General features: G+C 58.4%; 17 protein-coding genes. 15 read left to right on the top strand and 2 right to left on the bottom strand.

The window, feature by feature from the left end:
- The 3 genes from AC6I8D_RS16580 (at position 1) to AC6I8D_RS16570 (ending at position 5,870) form a co-directional block, all read left to right on the top strand.
- A complete protein-coding gene (locus AC6I8D_RS16580; protein ID WP_497820494.1) occupies positions 1-1,740 on the top strand; it encodes an ABC transporter permease in 1,740 nt (579 codons plus the stop codon).
- Complete coding sequence (locus AC6I8D_RS16575; protein WP_497820493.1) at positions 1,728-2,816, top strand: MBL fold metallo-hydrolase; 1,089 nt, start codon at positions 1,728-1,730, stop codon at positions 2,814-2,816. The genes AC6I8D_RS16580 and AC6I8D_RS16575 overlap by 13 nt, the downstream gene beginning before the upstream one ends.
- Before the next feature lie 204 nt (positions 2,817-3,020).
- The gene (locus tag AC6I8D_RS16570; RefSeq protein WP_497820492.1) at positions 3,021-5,870 is read left to right on the top strand and encodes an EAL domain-containing protein; all 2,850 of its coding nucleotides are present in this window, start codon (positions 3,021-3,023) and stop codon (positions 5,868-5,870) included.
- On the opposite strand, the gene AC6I8D_RS16565 is transcribed toward AC6I8D_RS16570, so the two are convergent.
- On the bottom strand, positions 5,867-6,931 hold the full coding sequence (locus AC6I8D_RS16565) for a LacI family DNA-binding transcriptional regulator (RefSeq protein ID WP_031377067.1): 1,065 nt from the start codon (positions 6,929-6,931) through the stop codon (positions 5,867-5,869). The two genes, AC6I8D_RS16570 and AC6I8D_RS16565, sit on opposite strands and share 4 nt — an antisense overlap.
- 223 nt (positions 6,932-7,154) lie before the next feature.
- Here AC6I8D_RS16565 and AC6I8D_RS16560 point away from each other — a divergent pair, with 223 nt between their 5' ends.
- Together AC6I8D_RS16560 and AC6I8D_RS16555 are read left to right on the top strand one after the other, a co-directional pair.
- Complete coding sequence (locus AC6I8D_RS16560) at positions 7,155-8,465, top strand: MFS transporter (protein ID WP_312053059.1); 1,311 nt, start codon at positions 7,155-7,157, stop codon at positions 8,463-8,465.
- Between the two features lie 10 nt (positions 8,466-8,475).
- A complete protein-coding gene (locus AC6I8D_RS16555; protein ID WP_497820491.1) occupies positions 8,476-10,839 on the top strand; it encodes a glycoside hydrolase family 31 protein in 2,364 nt (787 codons plus the stop codon).
- A gap of 66 nt (positions 10,840-10,905) precedes the next feature.
- On the opposite strand, the gene ftnA is transcribed toward AC6I8D_RS16555, so the two are convergent.
- Entirely contained in the window at positions 10,906-11,412 is a 507-nt protein-coding gene (gene ftnA, locus AC6I8D_RS16550; protein WP_089561944.1) for a non-heme ferritin, read from the bottom strand.
- Positions 11,413-11,902: 490 nt separating this feature from the next.
- Here ftnA and AC6I8D_RS16545 point away from each other — a divergent pair, with 490 nt between their 5' ends.
- From AC6I8D_RS16545 to deoA, 10 genes are all read left to right on the top strand, one after another.
- Entirely contained in the window at positions 11,903-12,574 is a 672-nt protein-coding gene (locus tag AC6I8D_RS16545; RefSeq protein WP_031377071.1) for a nucleoside recognition domain-containing protein, read from the top strand.
- The gene (locus tag AC6I8D_RS16540; protein ID WP_031377072.1) at positions 12,561-13,040 is read left to right on the top strand and encodes a YjiG family protein; all 480 of its coding nucleotides are present in this window, start codon (positions 12,561-12,563) and stop codon (positions 13,038-13,040) included. Before AC6I8D_RS16545 ends, AC6I8D_RS16540 begins: the two co-directional genes overlap by 14 nt.
- A 4-nt stretch (positions 13,041-13,044) precedes the next feature.
- Entirely contained in the window at positions 13,045-14,148 is a 1,104-nt protein-coding gene (locus AC6I8D_RS16535) for a M20 peptidase aminoacylase family protein (RefSeq protein WP_497820490.1), read from the top strand.
- A gap of 293 nt (positions 14,149-14,441) precedes the next feature.
- Positions 14,442-16,028 carry a peptide chain release factor 3 gene (gene prfC / locus AC6I8D_RS16530; protein ID WP_031377074.1) on the top strand — a complete coding sequence of 529 codons (1,587 nt, stop codon included), beginning with the start codon at positions 14,442-14,444 and terminating at the stop codon, positions 16,026-16,028.
- A gap of 259 nt (positions 16,029-16,287) precedes the next feature.
- Complete coding sequence (gene osmY, locus AC6I8D_RS16525) at positions 16,288-16,902, top strand: molecular chaperone OsmY (protein ID WP_031377075.1); 615 nt, start codon at positions 16,288-16,290, stop codon at positions 16,900-16,902.
- Positions 16,903-17,003: 101 nt separating this feature from the next.
- Positions 17,004-17,165 (top strand): DUF1328 domain-containing protein, encoded by a 162-nt coding sequence (locus tag AC6I8D_RS16520; RefSeq protein ID WP_003848537.1) that lies wholly within the window; start codon positions 17,004-17,006, stop codon positions 17,163-17,165.
- 225 nt (positions 17,166-17,390) lie between these two features.
- Positions 17,391-18,440, top strand: coding sequence for a patatin-like phospholipase family protein (locus AC6I8D_RS16515; RefSeq protein ID WP_497820489.1), 1,050 nt, complete (start codon positions 17,391-17,393; stop codon positions 18,438-18,440).
- Entirely contained in the window at positions 18,437-19,249 is an 813-nt protein-coding gene (locus AC6I8D_RS16510) for a TatD family hydrolase (RefSeq protein WP_312053048.1), read from the top strand. Before AC6I8D_RS16515 ends, AC6I8D_RS16510 begins: the two co-directional genes overlap by 4 nt.
- A 284-nt stretch (positions 19,250-19,533) precedes the next feature.
- On the top strand, positions 19,534-20,313 hold the full coding sequence (gene deoC / locus AC6I8D_RS16505; protein ID WP_312053046.1) for a deoxyribose-phosphate aldolase: 780 nt from the start codon (positions 19,534-19,536) through the stop codon (positions 20,311-20,313).
- Between the two features lie 66 nt (positions 20,314-20,379).
- On the top strand, positions 20,380-21,708 hold the full coding sequence (deoA, locus tag AC6I8D_RS16500; RefSeq protein ID WP_497820488.1) for a thymidine phosphorylase: 1,329 nt from the start codon (positions 20,380-20,382) through the stop codon (positions 21,706-21,708).
- Positions 21,709-21,793 lie beyond the last annotated feature (85 nt).

Genomic DNA, 21,793 nt, shown 5'->3' with positions numbered 1-21,793 from the left:
ATGAGCGTGCTGGGCAACGAATGGCGTAGCAGCCTGGCCGCCAGGCGCGGCAGATGGCGGGCGGAACCGCTGGTACTGGCGCTACTGGTGCTGGCGATCGGCCTGTTGTCGGTGGCACCGTTTGCCCGGCTGATGGTCACCGCGCTGGCGCCCGATGGGGTGGTGGACCCCGATCGCCTGCTGCGATTACTGGTCAGCCAGCGCGTGCTCAGCGCCACGCTGAATACGCTGGCGATCGGCATCAGCGCAACCCTGCTGGCGCTGCTGCTGGGGACGGTGGCGGCGTGGCTGGTGGCGCTGACCGACCTGCGTGCCAAAGCGGCCTGGGTATTTGCCTTTATCCTGCCGCTGATGATCCCGCCGCAGGTGACCGCGCTGGCCTGGATACAGGCGCTGGCACCGGGCAGCTGGCTGGCCACGCGGGTCAGCGCGCTGGGGGGAACCTGGCTGGCTGCCGGCGAACAGCCGCTCTATTCGGCAACCGGCATGGTGCTGTTGCTGGGCCTGCACAATGCGCCGCTGGTGTTTCTGACGGTGCGTGCCGGGCTGCGCCGTTTGCCCGCCGAGCTGGTAGAGGCAGCGCGCATCAGCGGCGCCTCGCCGCGACAAATCCTGTTCACGGTGATCCTGCCGCTGGCGCGTCCCGCAATCTTCGCCGGGGCGGCGCTGGCGTTTGTCGCCGCCGTCGGTAACTTCGGCATTCAGGCGATGCTGGGGATTCCGGCGCGGGTGCCGACGCTGATTACGCTGGTTTATCAACAGCTCAATACGCTCGGGCCGGGAGCGCTGCCCAATACGGCGGTCTACTCGATGCTGATTGCACTGATTACCCTCGCCGGAATGCTGATCAGCAGCTGGCTCGGTGGACGGCGTGACGTGCGGGTCAGCGGCTCGCCGCGTCCCTGGCACCAGCCGCTGCGGCACGCCCGGCTGCCAGCTGAAATCCTCGCCTGGCTGTGGATGGTAATCACTCTGCTGCTGCCGCTGAGCGCCTTGCTGGTCACCGCCTTAACCCGCGGTTTTGGTCAGGCGCTGAATTGGCAAACCCTGACGCTGGAGAATTTTCAGCAGGCGCTGTGGGGCTATCCGGCGATCCGCCAGGCGTTCGTCACCAGCCTGTGGCTCACCGGCCTCAGCGCGATAGTACTCAGCGTGATGGCGCTGTTTCTGGCGTTCTTTCTCAGCTGGCGTCGCAGCCGACTGGTGCGCGGGCTGGGCTTCGCCAGCGAACTGACCTATGCACTGCCCGGCATTGTCACCGGCGTGGCGGCGATGCTGTTTTTCCTGCGGCCGCTGCCGCTGCTGGAGGTTTCCCTCTACGGCACGGTGTGGATCATTCTCGCCGCCTATCTGGCCAATTTCCTGGCGCTGGTGCTCAGGCCGACGCTGGCCGGGTTCGCGCAAATCGAACCTTCTCTGGATGAAGCGGCGCGCCTGTGCGGGGCGGGGCTGATGCGGCGGATGACTGACATCCTGCTGCCGCTGGCGGCCCCTTCGGTGCTGGCTGGTGCGCTGCTGGTGTTCCTCACGGCGCTGAATGAAATACAGGTTTCGGTGCTGCTGGTCACAGCGCAAACCCAGACGCTTGGCCCGACCATTATCTTCCTTGATGAAGGCGGATCGGCCCCGCTGGCGGCGGCGGTGGGCTGTCTGATGATCGGCGTGGTGCTGGGCTTAATGGCGCTGGCCAGCCGGCTGACGCGCCGTCTGCCGCAGGGGGTGCTGCCATGGCAAGCCTGACGGTGATCAGCGGCGTCGGCGGTAAACTGCCGGCCGCTTTCCTGCTGGAGGTCGAAGGCTACCGGCTGCTGTGGGATTTGGGCGCCGGGCCGCAGCCGGGCGTCCGACCCGACGCCGCCGCCATCGGCCAGGTCGATGCGCTTTGCCTGACCCATTCCCACGTTGATCATGCGGCCGCGCTGGATAGCTGGGCCGATATTGGCTCGCCGCCGGTCTATGCCAGTGACATCACCTGGCAGCAGCTGGGCGAGTGCGGCGTACCGCCAGAGGCGCGACGCATCCTGCCGCTGCGTGGCCAGTGCGCGCTGGGGCCGCTGAATCTGTTCACCGGGCGTAGCGGGCATTCGCCGGGATCGATCTGGTTTCATCTGCCGGTGGCGGGCGGCATCACCTATATGGGCGACTGGAGCCGCGAGTCGCTGCTGTTGCCGTTTGACTGCCCGCCGCGCGCCCGGCTGCTGATCACCGATGGCTCCTATGGCGACCGCACCCAACGGCTGGCGCAGCAGGTCGACGCGCTGGCGCTGGCAGCACGGCCGGGCGCGGTGGTCACCGCGCCGCTGCACGGACGCGGACCGGAGATGGCGTTGCAGCTCAGCGCGCGCGGGCTGCCGGTGGTGATGTGCCCGCAGGTGCGGGAAGAGGTGGCGCAGCTGCTGGCGCTCAACAGCCTGCCGGTTGCCGCCACGCTGGCACTGGCCAGATTGCTGCGCGTCGCCACCCCGGACTGCTGGCGACCGGACGCGGTAATCGTCGCGGCGGATGCAGTCGCCGACAGTGGCCTGGCGGCGCAGCTCAGCCAGCAAGCCGGGTTTCGCCTGATCTTCAGCAGCCACGTCTCCGCCGGCACCCGTGCCTTTGAGATGCTGCAAACCGGCACGGCACGCTGGTTGCCGTGGAACGTCCATCCACCGCTCGACGACCAGCTGACGCTGATCAGACAGACGGCCGCCCGGCAAGTGATCGCGGCGTTCGTCGCGCCGGAACAGTGTCAGCAGCTGATAAGACAAAGTCCGGCAACGCTCTGCTGGCAGCCTCATTATCCGCTCTCCTCGCGCTGGGAAAGCGTCGCCTGACGCATCGCCATTGCCGCGTCTCTCCTCTGGCTGACGCGGCGGCACGATTGAATATTTACCCGCTGCTGCCGATAAACCTCCTACTAAGTTTGGTGATTCTTCTTATTGCGCTTGTGATCCCGGCCCATTTCGGCTGTAGTCTGCGCACATTATTAAGAACATTCCTAAGCCACTATCCGGCTACACAGCAGCAGGCTAAAAACAATGGATAATAACGCTGATGTCATCTATCGCATGCTGGTACAAAGCGTGATGGATTACGCCATCACTATGCTAAAACCGGACGGCACCGTCGCCAGCTGGAACCCCGGAGGCCAGCGCACTCTGGGCTATACGGCAGACGAAATTATCGGCCGCAGCGTCATCCTGCTTTACAGCGAAGAGGATCGTCGCCGGGGCCTGCCGCAGCGCGGACTGGATCTCGCCGCCACCGCCGGACAGTATGAAACCGAAGGCTGGCGCTATCGCAAAGATGGCAGCGCGTTCTGGGCGCATGAAGTGCTGAATCCGATGCGCAGCGATGCCGGTCAGCTGGTGGGATACGCCCACATTATCCGCGACTGTACCCGGCAGCAGGAGCATCAGCGCAAAGAACGTGAGCAGGAGGCGCGCTTTCGCCTGCTGGTCGAAGGCGTCACCGATTACGCTATCTATATGCTCGATCACGACGGCAACGTGGTGAACTGGAATGCCGGTGCCCAGCGCGCCAAAGGCTACGTTGCCGAAGAGATTGTCGGCCAGCATTTCTCGCGCTTCTACAGCGCGCAGGATCGGCTCAATCATCTGCCGGCTCAGAACCTGCAAACCGCTTATCGCACCGGCCGTTTCGAAGATGAGGGCTGGCGCTACCGCAAAGATGGCAGCGCGTTCTGGGCACACGTAGTGATCGACGCGATCCGTGACGATCAGGGCAAACTGATCGGCTATGCCAAAATCACCCGCGACTGCAGTGAGCGGCAGCGCATCCGTAATCTGCAGCGTGAACAGGAGCAGCGTTTCCGCCTGCTGGTCGAAGGCGTCACCGATTACGCCATCTACATGCTGGATATTGAAGGGCGGGTGGTGAACTGGAATGCCGGTGCCCAGCGCGCTAAAGGCTACGTTGCTGAAGAGATTGTCGGTCAGCATTTCTCCCTGTTCTACAGCGCGCAGGAACGGCTGAATCGCACCCCGGAAGCCAATCTCGGCATCGCCCTGAAGACCGGTCGCTTTGAGGATGAGGGCTGGCGTTACCGCAAAGATGGCAGCGCGTTCTGGGCGCATGTGGTGATCGACGCGATCCATGATGATGACGGCAAGCTGGTGGGCTTTGCTAAAATCACCCGCGATCGTACCGAACGGCGTGAACAGGAACAGCAGGTGCTGCGCGCCCGCGATCTGGCTGAGGCGCAGAGTGCGCAGAAGACCGCGCTGTCGAAGTTCCTTGACAACATCATCGCCAATATTCCCTCCTGCGTGATCGTCGAAGATGCGATCACCCGCGAGATCCTGCTGGTCAACGACCGCTCGCAGCAGTTGTTTGGCCTGTCGAAATCGCTGATCGTCAACAAACGACCACACGAATGTATGTCGCCCGAGCTGAGCGACTATTTCAACAACCTCGCCGACGTGGCGCTGCGCAGTGAAGGCATCCATCAGCGTGAGCAGCTGCTGATGACCGCCAGCGGCGAACGCATTCTGCATACCCGCGCGACCGCGATTAATGGTCAGGATGCACGGCGTAACTACCTGATGCTGATTGTTGAAGATGTCACCGATCAGCGTGCCGCCGACGCCCGCATTCACCATATGGCGCACCATGACAATCTCACCAGCCTGCCCAACCGCATCCTGTTCCGCCAGCGTCTGAGCGAAGCATTGCGCACCGCCAGCCAGACTGAGCGCCAGACGGCGGCACTCTGCCTTGACCTGGATAACTTCAAGAACGTCAATGATGCGCTGGGCCACCAGATTGGCGATGAGCTGTTACGCTCGGTGGCAAAACGTCTGCGCAGTACTCTGCGCGATCAGGATACGCTGGCGCGCATTGGCGGCGATGAGTTCGCCATTGTGCTGCCCTCAGTGACCAGCAGCGAGGAAGCCAGCATCGTGGCGCAGCGCCTGATCGAGGCGATTCGGCCGCCGGTTAATATTGAAGGTCATAACCTGTCGGTCGGCCTGAGCGTCGGCATCGCGCTCAGCACCACCATCACCAATACGCCGGAACAGCTGCTGCGCTGCGCCGACATGGCGCTGTATGAAGCCAAACGCAATGGCCGTAATCGCTTCGAGCATTTCACCCTGGCGATGGATGACGTGGCGCGCAGCCGGCGGGTGATTGAGAATGATTTGCGCGATGCGATCAGCGGCGGGCACCTCAAGCTCTACTATCAGCCGATCACCAACGGCGACAACAAAACCATCATTGGTTATGAAGCGCTGATGCGCTGGCATCATCCGATCCGCGGGCTGATCATGCCGAACGACTTTATTCCGATCGCCGAAGAGACCGGGCTGATTCACATGCTGGGGGCTTTCGCCTTGTATGAAGCCTGTCGTGAAGCGTCAAGCTGGGAAGGAGTGCAGTCGGTGTCGGTTAACCTGTCACCGCTGCAGTTCAAAAACAGCTCGCTGGTGTCGGTGGTGGAAGGGGCGCTGACGGAATCGGGGCTGGACCCGGCGCGGCTGGAGGTGGAAATCACCGAGTCGGTATTGCTGGATGATTCGCTCGGCAATATCCGAACCCTGCAAAACCTCAAAGCGCTGGGGGTTCAGATTGCGCTGGATGATTTCGGCACCGGCTACTCTTCCCTGAGTTATCTGCGATCCTTCCCGTTCGATAAGATTAAAATCGATAAGTCGTTTATTAACGATATGGGCGACAGCCGCGAGGCGCTGGCGATTATCCGGGCGATTACCGGCATGAGCCGTAGCCTGGATATTCAGATCACCGCGGAAGGGGTGGAGAGCAACGAACAGTTCGCTAAGCTGCGTGATGAGGGCTGTACGCTGTTCCAGGGCTTCCTGTTCGGCCGACCGCAGCCTTCGGAGCTGCGGCTGAAAACGCTGGATTAATCATACAGGCCATGCTGCTGGACCGGCGCATGGCTAAGATTATCGCGGATGCGGCGCACCGAATCGCGCACCACCAGTTTGCCATTCAGCAGCAGCGTGCCGGGCGGTGCGCCCGGATGCAGCCGCAGTTCCTGCAGCATTCTGACCGCCGCCGCGCCCAGTTCATCACGTGGCACCTGGACTGAGGTCAGCGGAATATCGTGGATGGCGGCCAGATTGAAGCCATCCATGCTCATCACCGAAATATCCTGCGGCACCCGCAGTCCGGCCTGCTCCAGCGCGCTGACCGCACCGGCCGCGATGTAGTCGCCGCTGGCCAGAATGGCCGTCGGGCGCAGCGCTTCAGGGCAGTGGCGCAGATATTCACTCAGCCGTTCCGCCGCCTCATTGCTGCTGAAGCTGTTGAGGGTCAGCAGATGCTGACGGCTGTCAAACCGCAGGTTCATCGCGTGCCAGGCGTCACGCACGCCCTGTAAGCGCTGCTCCATGGTGTAACGGCGCAGGCAGTGCAGCGACAGAATCTGCCGGTGCCCCTGCTCAAACAGATAGCGCGCTGAAAACTCGCCAATCAGCTGATGATGCGGCGAGACCGAAGGTAAACGCATCCGGCGATCGCGGGCGTTAATCAGCACGCAGGGTTTGTTCATCTCTGCCGCCAGCTGGTGGATATGCTCGTCATCAATGCCGATCAGCAGCGCGGCCTCGGTCTGCTGCATCTTGTCGATAAACAGCGCCGCATCACTCTCAATCTCCTCCAGCGCGCAGTAGCGCAGCCTGACCTCGTGCGGCTCTACCGCCTGACTGATGCCCTGAATCACTTTGTAGTAGAAAATGTCGCTGCGCACGTCAAACGCGCGCGGCGGGGCAAACACCATCAGATTATTCAGCAGCAGGCGACCGCTGTGCAGGTTGTCCAGCACGCCCTGCTGTTGAGCAATCGCCAGTACCTTGTCACGGGTGGCGGGGCGGGTATTCGCTTTGCCCGCCAGCACCCGCGATACGGTGCTGATCGAGACGCCACTTAACGCCGCAATTTCACTCACTTTCAACCTTTGTTTCATTCTGTGATCGCCTTCAAATCTGTTGATGAAAAATTTTTCATAACGTGCTGAATCGCGTCAGATAAGCGATTGATCACGCTTTTTGCGCTGGCTTTAGCCTGCCATGAAAAGAGTTGCAAAAAAGAGGCTGTACCCACGTTTCACACTTTTCTAACGTCGTTGCACAGACACGCGGTACGCCAGTCGGCGGTGTGAGTCATTAATGCATATCAGGAGTGGCACTATGAGCCTCGATTCAACAACCAAGCCGATCAGCGCCTCGCGCACGGTGCGCGTGATTAAAAATTTACGCTGGTGGATGCTGGGGATGTTTCTGCTGGGGGTGACGGTTAACTACATCACCCGCAACTCGCTCGGTATCCTGGCACCGGAGCTAAAAAACAGCCTCAACATGAGTACCGAACAGTATTCGTGGGTGGTGGCGGGATTCCAGTTGGCCTACACCCTGTTCCAGCCGGTCTGCGGCTGGCTGATCGATGTGATCGGGCTGAAGATGGGATTCCTGATTTGTGCGCTGATCTGGTCGGTGACCTGTCTGCTGCATGCGGGTGCCGGCAGCTGGCTGCATCTGGCGCTGCTGCGTTTCGTGATGGGCGCGTCAGAAGCGGCCGCGACACCGGCCAACGCCAAAGCGATTGGTGACTGGTTCCCGAAAAAAGAGCGCCCGGTGGCGGCAGGCTGGGCGGGCGTTGGCTTCTCGGTCGGCGCGATGCTGGCCCCGCCGATCATCTACCTTGCCCACATCTCTTTTGGCTGGCAGGGCGCGTTTCTGCTGACCGGCGGGCTGGGTCTGCTGTGGGTCGGGCTGTGGTGGTGGGGCTATCACGCACCGGACCGCCATCCGCGTCTGTCCGATGAAGAGCGTGCTTTCATCAATCAGGATAACGAAGCGATCGGGGAGAAGCTGCCGTTCTTCACCGCGTTAAAGGTGATCGGTAAAGAGAAGAAATTTTACGGTATCGCCATCCCGGCCTTCCTGGCGGAACCGGCGTGGGCGGTGCTGAGCTTCTGGGTGCCGCTCTATCTGGCGAACGAACGCGGCATGGATCTGAAACAGATTGTGATGTTTGCCTGGCTGCCGTTTCTCGCCGCCGATCTCGGCAGCGTCGCCAGCGGCTATCTGACCAAAATTTACGTGCGCTGGTTCGGCCTGACCCGGGTCAATTCGATTGTCGCCAGCTCCGTCACCGGCGCGCTGCTGATGGTCTCGCTGGCGCTGATGACGCTGGTTGACGATCCCTGGCTGGCGATTGCGCTGATTTCAGTCGGCGGCTTCGGTCACCAGGTGATCTCCTGCATGCTGAGCGCGCTGGTGGTGGAGCGCTTTGATCGCCGCCAGATGGCGACGGTTAACGGTATGCGCGGCTCCTGCGCGTGGATCGCCAGCTTTATTTTCTCGCTGATTATCGGTGTCACCGCCGATACCATCGGCTTCAATCCGCTGTTTGTGGCGATGGGCTTTTTTGACCTGATTGGCGCGGTTTTCCTGGTGATGTTGATCGCCGAACGCCGCCAGCGCCCGGTAAACCATTAAGGATATCCCGATGAAAACCCTGAAGAACTGGACACTGCATCAGCAGGCTGCGCATTTCGTTGAGCTGAAGGTGGAGGATCGTCATTTTCTGCGCATCTATGTGCTCGAAGAGGGACTGATGCGGGTGCTGCTGAAGCGCGACGGCCAGCTGGCGCTGAACCGCACCTGGAGCATTGCGCCCGGTCAGGATGTGCCGTGGCAGGGCCGCGATCGCGAAGCGCTGGACGGTTTTGCGCTGCCCGACTTTACGCTGGTGCATGATGCGCAGCAGGTACAGATCGGCACCGGACGGCTGCGGGTGACGGTACATCAGCCGCTCTGCCTGAGCTGGGAGCAGTTCGATGGTACAAACTGGCAACCGCTGGCGGCTGACCGCCATACCGGTGCTTATATGCTGAATGTCCACGGCGACGGCGTCGAACACTATCAGCGCCGTCAGCCGCAGGATCGGGTTTATGGCCTGGGTGAAAAGAGCGGCGATCTGAATCGCGCCAACCGTCGCTTCGAGATGCGTAATCTGGATGCGATGGGCTACAACGCCGCCAGCACCGATCCGCTCTACAAACATATCCCGTTTACCCTGACGCAGCGCGACGGCGTCAGTTTCGGCCTGTTTTATGACAATCTCAGCAGCAGCTGGCTCGACCTCGGTAACGAACTGGATAACTACCATCTGCCTTATCGCCGTTATCGCGCCGAGGCTGGCGATCTTGATTACTACATGATGCTGGGGCCGACGCTGCTGGAGGTCACTAAAGCCTTTGTGCGACTGACTGGCCGCACGCTGTTTCAGCCGAAATGGAGCCTCGGCTACAGCGGTTCGACCATGCACTACACCGATGCGCCCGACGCGCAACAGCAGCTGCAATCGTTTATTCGCCTGTGCCGTGAGCATGAAATTCCCTGCGACTCGTTCCAGCTGTCGTCGGGCTATACCTCGATTAACAATAAACGTTACGTCTTCAACTGGAACTACGACAAAGTCCCTGACCCCAATGCGCTGAGCGAGGCGTTTCATCGTGCCGGCATGAAGCTGGCGGCCAATATCAAACCCTGTCTGTTGCAGGATCATCCGCGCTATCAGGAAGTGGCCGCGCAGGGGCTGTTTATTCGTGATTCCGAACAGGACCGTCCCGAGCGTTCGGTGTTCTGGGACGATGAAGGGTCACACCTCGACTTTACCCATCCGCAGGCGGTGCGCTGGTGGCAGGAGAATGTCACCCGTCAGCTGCTGGAAAAGGGCATTGATGCCACCTGGAACGACAACAATGAGTATGAGGTGTGGGATGGTGAAGCACGCTGCCACGGCTTCGGTCAGCCGATCGCCATCAAGCATATCCGGCCGGTGATGCCGTTGCTGATGATGCGTGCCTCAATGGAAGCGCAGCAGCAGTTTGCGCCCGACAAACGGCCCTACCTGATATCGCGATCCGGCTGTGCCGGGATGCAGCGCTATGTGCAAACCTGGAGCGGCGACAACCGGACCAGCTGGCAAACCCTGCGCTACAACATCCGCATGGGGCTGGGAATGAGCCTCTCCGGACTGTACAACGTCGGCCATGACGTCGGCGGTTTTTCTGGCGACAAGCCCGATGCCGAGCTGTTTGTGCGTTGGGTACAGAACGGCGTGATGCATCCGCGCTTTACCATTCACTCCTGGAATGACGATCACACGGTCAACGAACCCTGGATGTATCCGGAGGTGACGCCGATGATCCGCGAGGCGATCCGGCTACGCTATCGCCTGATGCCGTATCTCTATACCCTGGCGTGGCAGGCCAGTGAGCAGGATGAGCCGATGCTGCGTCCGACCTTTCTCGATCATGAACAGGACCCGCGCAGCTGGCAGGAGAATGATGACTTTATGCTGGGACGCGATCTGCTGGTCGCCAGCGTGGTTGAGCAGGGCGCGCGGCAGCGTGAAGTTTATCTGCCGCATAACGGCCAGGGCTGGTATGACTGGCACAGCGGCCAGTGGTTTGTCGGTGGTCAGCAGATCACGCTGGATGCGCCGCTCGATCGGCTGCCGTTGCTGGTTCGTGCCGGGGCGGTGATTCCGCTGGGCGAGTGTGAAAGCACCACCGATGCGCAGCGGGATACGGTCCGTCAGTGGCAGTTATGGCCGGCGCCCGCTGATGGGGTATCGCATGGAGAGGTGTTCGACGATGACGGTGAGAGTTATGGCTGGCAACAGGGAAATGCGCTGTGGCTGAACTGGACGCTGAGCAGCAGCGCCACGCGGATCGATTTGACGATTGAAAAACGCGGTGATTACCAGCCAGCATGGCGTGAAATCAGCCTGCGACTGCCCGCGGGTGAAACCCGGCCGCTGTGGGTTAACGGCGAGCCAGCAGACGTTTACCGGCTGGACTAAACAGCGCAGCCGGTGGAAACACCGGCGCAGCAGAAAAAGGTCGGCCCATTTACCGGGCCGATAGTATTACGCGGAGTGGTTTTCGGTGCTCATCCGGCCAAGATCTTTATCGACCAGGAACAGACCGTTACCGCTGTTGCTCACCATTGCCAGTTTATCCAGCACGGTTTTGAACAGCTTCTCTTCTTCGTGCTGCTCAGCCACGTACCACTGCAGGAAATTGAAGGTCGGGTAGTCCTGTGAGGTCATCGCCGCATGCACCAGCTCGTTGATTTTGGTGGTGATCAGCTGCTCGTGCTCCAGCGCCTGCTGCAGGATTTCATTCAGTGAGGTGAAAGAGACCGGCGGCGCGGCAATGGTGCCCAGCACCGGCATCGCGCCAGTGTCGCTCAGATAATCGAACAGGCGCTGCATGTGTTCCATCTCTTCACGTGAGTGCATTTTCAGGAATGAGGCGGCACCTTCAAATCCTTTGTCGCTGCACCAGGCACTCATTTGCAGATAAAGATTAGCGGAGAAAAATTCCAGGTTCAGCTGGTCGTTCAGACGCCCAGTCATTTCAGCAGTCAGCATGGCCGAGTCCTTATAAGAATATGTTAAATAAACAGGTGAGAGGCGATGAATTATGCATCAAACATGTTAGCAATGTGAAGCCTTTTCGGCAAAACAGGCTAATTTATCTGGTTGATTTAAATAGAATTATTTCACAAATTGAATGCGACGGATTCTCATTTTTCATCAACCTTATGGCTTCACCCACTGGCACCATTATAGTGCGAAACAGGACGGTCTGACTGAATCATGCTGGTGCAGGCTGTTTTCCGGTGATTTAAATTCCAGCAATCTGATTTCAGCCGGCAAATATTATTTTGCTGGTTATCCCTCACCTGCTAATTAATTTCAGCCCGTGCGCACCGAATATTGCTCCGTCAGGCTGGCGATGGCGATAAATAATCAGTCTGCTGGCCGCTCTGGCATAAATCCTGCTTAGAACTTAGTTCCATATATTGAAACTTACCGCGCCGCGAAACCGCCGGCGGGTCAGCCTTATCGGGAGAAAATAATGTCGGAACAGAGTGTGGTTAAGGCGGAAAAGGTCAGTGCCGGAAAAGGCAGCTATGTGGCGTTAATTTTTGCCATTCTGTTTTTCTCCGGGCTGTTTTATCAGGTTGACGGGCTGAAATGGCTGGGGGCATTTGACTTCACCACGCTGGGCGGCAGTTTTGGCACCATGAAAGATCCTGCCAGCAACACCTTTCTGGGGGCTGGCGGACTCAGCGCCAAAGCAGGCTTCCTGTTTGCGTTATCCCTTACGCCGACCGTGATGCTGGCGCTCGGCGTACTGGAAATCTTCACCCACTACGGGGCGATACGCGCGGCGCACCGGCTGCTGACGCCGTTACTGAAACCCTTAATGGGTCTGCCGGGACGCTGCGGGCTGGCATTAATTACCGACCTGCAAAGTACCGATGCGGGTGCGGCGTTAACCAAAGAGATGTATGACCAGAGGCAGATCGGTAAAAAAGAGGTGGTGGTAATGAGCGCCTGGCAATATTCCGGCGCCGGTTTAATCAACAACTATTTTGCTATCGGTTCGGCGCTGTTTGCCTCAATGACGCTGCCAATCATCATCCCGCTGATTTTAATGCTGGTGCTGAAATTTGTCGGTGCGGCGATTACCCGCTTCGTGTTAAACAGTGTTTATAAAAAGGATTTCAGCGATGGAAACCAATAAAGTCGTCAGCGTCAGTAATAACCCGTTTGATGTGTTTGTCACCGGCGCGCGTAAAGGCTTTCATATTGCCATTCATAATCTGATGCCCAATGTGGTGATGGCGTATGTGCTGGCGGAAGTGCTCAATCTGCTCGGTATTATGCAGTTTCTCGGCCAGCTGTTTGCACCGGTGATGGGCGTATTCGGCTTGCCGGGCGAAGCAATTACCGTGCTGCTGACTGCCTGGCTCTCCTCGTCTGCCGGGACCGGTGTGGCGGTCAGCCTGCTGACCAAAGGGCTACTGACCGGCGCCGATGTGACCGTACTGGCGCCGGCGATTTTTCTGATGGGATCGCAACTGCAATATATGGGACGGCTGCTGGGCGTGGCCGATGTGCCGAAAAAATACTGGCCGCTGCTGATGCTGGTGAGCATCATCAATGCGCTGATCGCGATGTTTGTTATGCGTCTGTTTATTCAGGAGTGAAGCCGTGTCTGAGGTATTAGAGCATTACCATTTTCTGCATGAGATCCCGGAACTGGGATTCCAGGAGGTAAAAACCTCCGCTTACATCGCCGGGCAACTGGAGCAGGCGGGTCTGAAGGTGACACGCAACATTAATAACACCACCGGCATTGTGGCGGAGATCGACAGCGGAGTGCCCGGCCCGGTGCTGGCGCTGCGCGCCGATATGGATGCGCTGGGGCACATCATCGATGGCGTGCCCTGCGCGCGTCACACCTGCGGCCATGACGGTCACTCCTCGGTGGTGCTGACGGCGGCGACGGCGCTGCTGAAAGAAGGCGCTGTGAAGCGCGGCCGGCTGAAAATTCTGTTCCAGCCGGCGGAGGAGCTGGGCGCGGGCGCGCTGGCGATGGTAGAAGGCGGCGCGCTGGATGACGTGGAGATGATTCTGGGTTTTCACCTGCGGCCGCTGGAGGAGTGCGTGGTCGGGCAGGCGGTGCCTGCGGTACTCTATTCGGCCTGCAGTACGCTGGAAGCGACCATTAAAGGTCAGCCGGCTCACGCGGCGCGCCCGCATCTCGGTGTCAACGCGCTGGATGCGGCAGTGCAGGCGGTGAATGCGGTCAACGCACTGCACCTTTCGCCGGGCCTTAACTGGAGCGTTAAAGCGACGCGTTTCCTGTGTGACGCGGGCGTGACCAACTCGGTGCCGGACGAAGCGCGGGTGGTGTGGGATCTGCGCTCGCAGGAAAATGCTCCGATGGAGCTGCTGAAAGAGCAGGTCACGCGCGCCATCGTTAACAGCGTGGCGGCGCTGGGGGCCACGGCGCAGGTCAGGGTATTGAAAGAGATGCCTGCGGCAGAGATCGATGATGAGGCGACGGGGGTGATCCGCGCAGCGATTGTCGAGGTGCTGGGAGAAGAGGGGCTGCTGCCGACTAAAACCACCCCAGGCAGCGAGGACTTTTTCTACTACCCGGTAAAACGCCCCGGCGTGAAGGCGGGCTTCTGGGGATTGGGCACCAACCTGACGCCAGGTCTGCATCATCCCGATATGCGCTTCGATCTCGATTCGCTGGAAATTGGCGTGCAGATCTTTAAAGCCTGCGTCCGCAAGGTACTGGGCTGATGATGTCGGGACGGGCGCTGGCCTGTCCCGGCCGTTTGTCGGGTTCAGCGACCTGAGCCACTGACCAAATCCCCCGCCTTCCCCTGTAGGCCGCGCGCGCAAAATATTGTATGCTATGCCGCCTTAAAGCTGACCAGGTAACCGGAATTCACGCCAATGTAACTTCGCGCTGACCCGCCGACGACTTAATGTCGCCTTCGGCACCGTTTACCCGCCGGTAAGGTTCTGCCGGCCACCGTGATTTATCAGCAGCGCCAGACAGAGAGCGCTGCTCCATTGAGAAGAATTCACTCATGTCTAATCCCTTTTTAGAAGAGGTGGCACGCCGCCGCACCTTCGCGATCATTTCGCACCCGGATGCCGGTAAAACCACCATTACCGAAAAAGTCCTGCTGTTTGGACAGGCTATCCAGACCGCCGGTACGGTAAAAGGCCGTGGCTCGAATCAGCACGCCAAATCCGACTGGATGGAAATGGAGAAACAACGTGGTATCTCCATCACCACCTCGGTGATGCAGTTCCCTTACCGTGAAAGCCTGGTCAACCTGCTGGACACCCCGGGCCACGAAGATTTCTCGGAAGATACCTACCGCACCCTGACGGCGGTTGACTGCTGTCTGATGGTGATCGACGCCGCCAAAGGCGTTGAGGATCGTACCCGTAAGCTGATGGAAGTAACCCGTCTGCGCGATACGCCGATCCTGACCTTTATGAACAAACTAGACCGTGATATCCGCGATCCGATGGAGCTGCTGGATGAGGTCGAAAGCGAACTCAAAATCGCCTGTGCGCCGATTACCTGGCCCATCGGCTGCGGCAAATTGTTTAAAGGGGTTTACCACCTTTATAACGATGAAACCTATCTCTACCAGACCGGTAAAGGCCACACCATTCAGGAAGTGCGTATCGTTAAGGGGCTGAACAACCCGGATCTCGATACCGCGGTGGGTGAAGATCTGGCGGCGCAGCTGCGTGAAGAGCTGGAGCTGGTGCAGGGCGCATCACACGAGTTCGAGCAGGAAGCGTTCCTCAATGGTGAGCTGTCGCCGGTATTCTTCGGTACTGCACTGGGTAACTTCGGCGTGGATCATATGCTGGATGGCCTGGTGTCATGGGCACCGCGTCCGATGCCGCGTAAAACCGATACCCGTACCGTCGAAGCCAGCGAAGAGAAATTTACCGGCTTTGTGTTCAAGATTCAGGCCAATATGGACCCGAAACACCGCGACCGCGTGGCCTTTATGCGTGTGGTGTCGGGTAAATATGAAAAAGGAATGAAGCTGCGTCAGGTCCGCACCGGCAAAGATGTGGTGATTTCCGATGCGCTGACCTTTATGGCCGGCGACCGCTCTCACGTTGAAGAAGCCTATCCTGGCGACATCATCGGCCTGCATAACCACGGCACAATTCAGATCGGCGATACCTTCACTCAGGGTGAAAACATGAAGTTCACCGGTATTCCGAACTTCGCGCCGGAGCTGTTCCGTCGTATTCGCCTGCGCGATCCGCTGAAGCAGAAACAGCTGCTGAAAGGGCTGGTTCAGCTGTCGGAAGAGGGTGCAGTGCAGGTGTTCCGTCCGGTACACAATAACGATCTGATCGTGGGTGCCGTCGGGGTGCTGCAGTTCGATGTGGTGGTGGCGCGTCTGAAGAGCGAATATAACGTCGAAGCGATCTATGAAGCGATCAACGTCTCTACCGCGCGTTGGGTTGAGTGCGACGATGCGAAAAAATTCGAAGACTTCCAGCGTAAAAACGAGGTTAACCTCGCGCTGGATGGCGGCGATAATTTGACTTATATCGCGCCGACCATGGTGAACCTGAATATTACCCAGGAACGTTATCCTGACGTCAGATTCCGTAAAACCCGCGAGCACTGATCGCACGCTATCCGGGCCATTCCAGCAGGAAATGGCCCTGTTTTCCCCGCTACAGACTCCTCCTAAAAAACGGCTTTTCCTCTCGTTTTGACGTGTGATCAACCAGTTAGCCAGGCAAATCGCGAAATGCCGTCTATGATTATTCTATCGGACGGCGGAAGAGACTTCTCTTGTCCTTACGTCCTGTAACCCAGCGGCGCCGTTTGCTGCTGTTGCGCCCACAGTTTTGGGCGAGTTAACTGATAGAAGGAATATATCGATGAACAAGACTAAGATTGCCAAAACCCTGATGGCTGCAATGATTGGCTCAGCACTGATCAGCGGCAGCGCGCTGGCCGACGAGTCGCTTTCCCAGAAAGCGTCGCAGACGGCAGACAGCACGGGTGCGAAAATCGATAGTTCTATGAAAAAAGTCGATGGTTATATGGATGACAGCGGCATCACCGCCAAAGCCAAAGCGGCACTGGTTGATGATGACGCGATTAAAAGTACGGATATCTCGGTAAAAACTCATCAGGGCGTGGTGACCTTAAGCGGTTTCGTCACTTCCCAGGATCAGGCTGAAAAAGCTGTGGCCGTGGTGCAGAAAATCGAAGGTGTTAAATCCGTCAGCGACAAACTACACGTTAAAGACAGCAAATCCCAATCGATGAAAGGTTATGCGGGCGATGCCGCTACGACCAGCGAAATTAAAGCTAAGCTATTAGCGGATGATATTGTTCCGTCGCGCAACGTAAAAGTTGAAACCACCGACGGCGTTGTTCAGCTTTCAGGGCAGGTTGCAAATCAGGCACAGTCAGACCGTGCTGAAAGCATCGCTAAAGCCATTGAAGGCGTGAAAAGCGTTAAGAATGACCTGACGGTTAAATCTTAATGGTAACCGTGCGGTCGCGTCACTGCCGGCCGCACGGATAAAAGATACCCATCCGGGGATGAAATAAGCAGTTCGATTTTCAATAGGGTAAGGAGAGGCTTATGTTTCGTTGGGGCATTATTTTTCTGGTGATCGCACTGATTGCTGCAGCGTTAGGTTTTGGTGGTTTAGCAGGTACAGCAGCATGGGCAGCTAAAGTTGTCTTCGTTGTTGGTATTATTCTGTTCCTCATCAGCCTGTTTACCGGCCGTAAAAAGCTTTAGCCGATGAGTCCTGCAGTTTAATGCAAAGCAAGTAAGCATAAAGCGGAGACCAGTCATCTGTAGCCAGATCAGTGAGAAGCGGGATTTTTTCACACGGCTACATGGGCAGCCCCCCTGCGCGGGCTGTCCGGCTAAAGGATTGTATGACTGGTTCTCCGGAATGCTGCTGGATAGACGTTAACATCCATCAGCCTGCCCGTCGGAACCCCATCTGAGGTTCACACAGTGGGTATTCGCATTCCTGTTACGCTCGGCGCCATTGAACCTCTTGCGCTGACCCCTTTCAAATCGCATAAAATTGCGCTGGTCTGTGAAGGCGGCGGTCAACGCGGCATTTTCACCGCCGGGGTGCTTGATGAATTTCAGCGTGCCCGATTTAATCCGTTTCACCTGCTGCTCGGCACCTCTGCGGGCGCGCAAAACCTCTCGGCGTTTGTCTGCGGCCAGCCAGGCTATGCCCGCCGCGTGATCACCCGTTACACCACCAATAAACTGTTTTTTGATCCGCTGCGTTTTGTTCGCGGCGGTAATCTGATCGATCTCGACTGGCTGGTGGAAACCACCCGCAGTGAATTTCCACTGGCGATGACCCACGCTGAAAAAATGTTCTCGCGCGGGCTTGAGTTCTATATGTGCGCCTGCCGCAGCGACGATTATGCGCCCGGCTATTTCACCCCCACGGCGGACAACTGGCTGGAGCTGATTAAAGCCTCCAGCGCCATTCCCGGCTTCTACCGGCTTGGCGTCAATCTTGAAGGGATTAGCTATCTGGATGGCGGCATCAGCGATGCGATTCCGGTGCGGGAAGCGGCGCGCCGTGGCGCAGACACCATTGTGGTGATCCGCACCGTGCCTTCTCAGATGTTTTATACGCCGAAATGGATTAAGCGGATGGAGCGCTGGCTAAGCGCCGGTGCCTTTCAGCCGATGATTAACGTGCTCAATCACCATGAAAAAAGCTACCGGGAAATTCAGCAGTTTATTGAAAATCCGCCCGGTGACTTACGGATTATAGAGATCTTTCCACCGCATGTGCTGGCCAGCAGCGCGCTCGGCAGCCGTATTTCGTCACTGAATCAGGATTACCATCTTGGACGGCGCTGCGGCCGCTATTTCCTCGCCACGCTGGGCCAGTGGTTAAGCGACGCAGAGCCCATCACGCCTCGTATCGTCACGCCGCCGGCACCGGTGGCCAATGCGCCGGACAACCGCGAGATTATTACGCCGCCGCTGGCGGATAATGATGCTGATTACGATAAAGGATCGCTGGCATGAAGTTTATCGATACCCACTGTCATTTTGATTTCCCGCCGTTTGAGGGCGATACCGTTGCCAGCCTGGCGCGGGCTGCGGCGGCTGGCGTCGAGAAGATCATCATCCCGGCGATCGATGCCAGCCGCTTCAGCCGGGTGTGCGAACTGGCGGCCGGACATGCTGCGCTCTACGCCGCGCTCGGACTGCATCCGATCGCTATAGAAGCACATCAGGAAGCGCATCTCGATCAGCTGGAGCAGAGGCTTAAGCAGCGACCGCCTAAGCTGGTGGCGATCGGTGAGATCGGGCTGGATCTTTATCGCGACGATCCGCAGTTTGATAAGCAACAACGCTTTCTGGATGCTCAGCTTAAGCTGGCGAAACGCTATGATCTGCCGGTGATCCTGCACTCGCGTCGCACCCATGACAAACTGGCCCAGCATCTGCGTCGCCACGATCTGCCGCGTCGTGGTGTGGTACATGGCTTCGCCGGCAGTCTGCAACAGGCGCAGGCGTTTATTAAGCTCGGCTATGCGATTGGCGTCGGCGGCACCATCACCTATGAGCGCGCCAGCAAAACCCGCCAGACGCTGGCACAACTGCCGCTCTCCTCGTTGCTGCTGGAAACGGATGCACCGGATATGCCGTTAAAAGGCTTTCAGGGCCAGCCTAACCGACCTGAACGGGCGCGCCAGGTATGGGAGACGCTTTGCACCCTGCGCGACGAGCCACCTGAAGTGATTGCCGGGGCGCTGTGGCGTAACAGCCAGCAGTTATTTCAGCTCGATCCCGCTTTTCCCGCCATTCGTAATGAACCCGCTAAGCTTTAAACTATGCTCTCAACTAATGCCCACAACCTATGCCCACAACCTATACCTGCAACCTATGCCGGTCCGCGCCACTAAATGTGATAATAGTAACATTTCGCTGACTGGCGTATAATGGGCTGTTAACGGCGTTAAATGCGATTCTGATCACGGTAAGCGTGGCATAATTGCATCATTTTCTTATTCCGATGTGACTGCTGGCACATAACAGGCCGACTGACGGTGTTATTATTATAACATTCCGCCGGCCAGCCGGTGGATCGCACCCCGATCCTTTGGAGAGCCTCATGACCGATATCAAACAGCAAGCCCTGCGTGCCCTGAAACTGATGGATTTAACCACCCTGAATGACGACGACACTGACGAAAAAGTGATCGCACTTTGTCATCAGGCAAAATCCCCGGTGGGTAACACCGCAGCCATCTGCATCTATCCGCGCTTTATTCCGATTGCGCGTAAAACGCTGCGTGAGCAGGGTACGCCAGAGATCCGCATCGCCACGGTGACCAATTTCCCGCACGGCAATGACGACATTGAGATTGCGCTGGCTGAAACCCGCGCCGCTATCGCCTACGGTGCCGATGAAGTGGATGTGGTGTTCCCGTACCGCGCGCTAATCGCCGGTAACAGTCAGGTCGGTTTTGATCTGGTGAAAGCCTGTAAGACCGCCTGTGCTGAGGCCAACGTACTGCTGAAAGTGATTATTGAAACCGGTGAACTGAAGCAGGAAGCGCTGATCCGTCAGGCGTCTGAAATCGCAATTGATGCCGGTGCTGACTTCATCAAAACCTCTACCGGTAAAGTCCCGGTCAACGCCACGCCTGAAGTGGCGCAGATCATGATGAGCGTCATCCGTGATAAAGGCGTCAGCCAGCAGGTCGGTTTCAAACCGGCGGGTGGCGTACGCACCGCTGAAGATGCCGCCATCTATCTGCAACTGGCGGAAGATACGCTGGGTGCAGAATGGGCCGATGCGCGTCACTTCCGCTTTGGCGCATCAAGCCTGCTGGCGAGTCTGCTGAATACTCTGGGTCATCAGAGCGAGACCAGCAAAGCCGGTTATTAAACTCATCCTGTGGCGGTCACTGACCGCCTCTGTCACACCGCATTTCCCTGAGCCAAGGGGGCTACCTTGTTCCTGCCACAAGAAATTATTCGCAAAAAACGTGACGGTCACGCGCTGACTGAGGCTGAAATCCGTTTCTTCATCAACGGTGTTCGTGATAACAGCGTCTCTGAAGGCCAGATTGCCGCGCTGGCCATGACCATCTATTTTCATGACATGACGCTGCCTGAGCGCGTGGCGCTGACCATGGCGATGCGTGATTCCGGTACCGTGCTGAACTGGAAATCGCTCAATCTGAATGGGCCGGTGGTGGATAAGCATTCGACCGGCGGCGTTGGCGATGTCACGTCGCTGATGCTCGGACCAATGGTGGCCGCATGCGGTGGTTATATTCCGATGATCTCCGGCCGTGGCCTCGGTCATACCGGCGGCACGCTGGATAAGCTGGAAGCGATTCCGGGCTTTGACATCTTCCCCAGCGATGACCGCTTCCGGGAGATCATCAAACAGGTCGGGGTGGCGATTATCGGCCAGACCAACTCACTGGCTCCGGCCGACAAACGCTTCTACGCCACGCGTGACATTACCGCCACCGTAGACTCGATCCCGCTGATTACCGCCTCGATTCTGGCAAAGAAACTGGCGGAAGGGCTGGATGCGCTGGTGATGGATGTCAAAGTAGGCTCAGGCGCCTTTATGCCAACCTATGAAGCCTCCGAGGATCTGGCGCAGTCGATTGTTGGCGTAGCCAACGGAGCCGGCTGCCAGACCACCGCACTGCTCACCGATATGAACCAGGTGCTGGCTTCGTCAGCCGGAAACGCACTGGAAGTGCGGGAAGCGGTGCGCTTCCTGACCGGTGAACAGCGCAACCCGCGCCTGCTGGAAGTGACGCTGGCGCTGTGCAGCGAAATGCTGATTTCCGGCAAGCTGGCGGCTAATGAGACAGAAGCGCGCCAGCAGCTGATGAAGGTGCTGGATAACGGCAGGGCGGCAGAGGTTTTTGCCCGCATGGTGGCGGCGCAGAACGGGCCGGCCGATTTTGTCGAGCGCTACGATGCTTATCTGCCTGCGCCGACGCTGAGCAAGGCGGTCTATGCCGACCAGCCTGGCATTGTCAGCAGCATGGATACCCGGGCGCTTGGTCTGGCGGTCGTGGCACTGGGCGGTGGACGCCAGCGTGCCAGCGACAGCATCGATTACAGCGTTGGCTTAAGCGAAATGATCACTCTCGGTGAACGCGCCGATGCGCAGCGCCCGCTGGCGATAATCCACGCCAGCAACGAAGCGCAGTGGCAACAGGCTGCCGCTGCGGTCAAAGCCGCGCTGGTGATCGGCGATAGCGCGCCAGCCGCTACGCCAGTGGTTTATCGTCGTGTGAGCGATGTCAGTTAATCGGGCAGTAATCGGTGCCAGCGGCAACGCATTCGGGTATACTGATCTGATCGCTTTTTTTTGACTTGTCACGCGCCATTGCGCA

This window comes from Pantoea sp. X-Soil-MYKO-1785, assembly GCF_059730675.1.
The sequence above is the reverse complement of the archived record's forward strand: the minus strand, read 5'-3'. Positions and strand labels throughout refer to the sequence as shown.

Coding starts and splice junctions, on each gene's coding strand:
- ftnA (WP_089561944.1), bottom strand. CDS start 11,412: ATGCTGACTGCTGAAATGACTGGGCGTCTGAACGACCAGCTGAACCTG.
- AC6I8D_RS16545 (WP_031377071.1), top strand. CDS start 11,903: ATGTCGGAACAGAGTGTGGTTAAGGCGGAAAAGGTCAGTGCCGGAAAA.
- AC6I8D_RS16580 (WP_497820494.1), top strand. CDS start 1: ATGAGCGTGCTGGGCAACGAATGGCGTAGCAGCCTGGCCGCCAGGCGC.
- osmY (WP_031377075.1), top strand. CDS start 16,288: ATGAACAAGACTAAGATTGCCAAAACCCTGATGGCTGCAATGATTGGC.
- AC6I8D_RS16510 (WP_312053048.1), top strand. CDS start 18,437: ATGAAGTTTATCGATACCCACTGTCATTTTGATTTCCCGCCGTTTGAG.
- AC6I8D_RS16520 (WP_003848537.1), top strand. CDS start 17,004: ATGTTTCGTTGGGGCATTATTTTTCTGGTGATCGCACTGATTGCTGCA.
- AC6I8D_RS16555 (WP_497820491.1), top strand. CDS start 8,476: ATGAAAACCCTGAAGAACTGGACACTGCATCAGCAGGCTGCGCATTTC.
- AC6I8D_RS16540 (WP_031377072.1), top strand. CDS start 12,561: ATGGAAACCAATAAAGTCGTCAGCGTCAGTAATAACCCGTTTGATGTG.
- AC6I8D_RS16570 (WP_497820492.1), top strand. CDS start 3,021: ATGGATAATAACGCTGATGTCATCTATCGCATGCTGGTACAAAGCGTG.
- AC6I8D_RS16560 (WP_312053059.1), top strand. CDS start 7,155: ATGAGCCTCGATTCAACAACCAAGCCGATCAGCGCCTCGCGCACGGTG.
- AC6I8D_RS16575 (WP_497820493.1), top strand. CDS start 1,728: ATGGCAAGCCTGACGGTGATCAGCGGCGTCGGCGGTAAACTGCCGGCC.
- AC6I8D_RS16565 (WP_031377067.1), bottom strand. CDS start 6,931: ATGAAACAAAGGTTGAAAGTGAGTGAAATTGCGGCGTTAAGTGGCGTC.
- prfC (WP_031377074.1), top strand. CDS start 14,442: ATGTCTAATCCCTTTTTAGAAGAGGTGGCACGCCGCCGCACCTTCGCG.
- deoC (WP_312053046.1), top strand. CDS start 19,534: ATGACCGATATCAAACAGCAAGCCCTGCGTGCCCTGAAACTGATGGAT.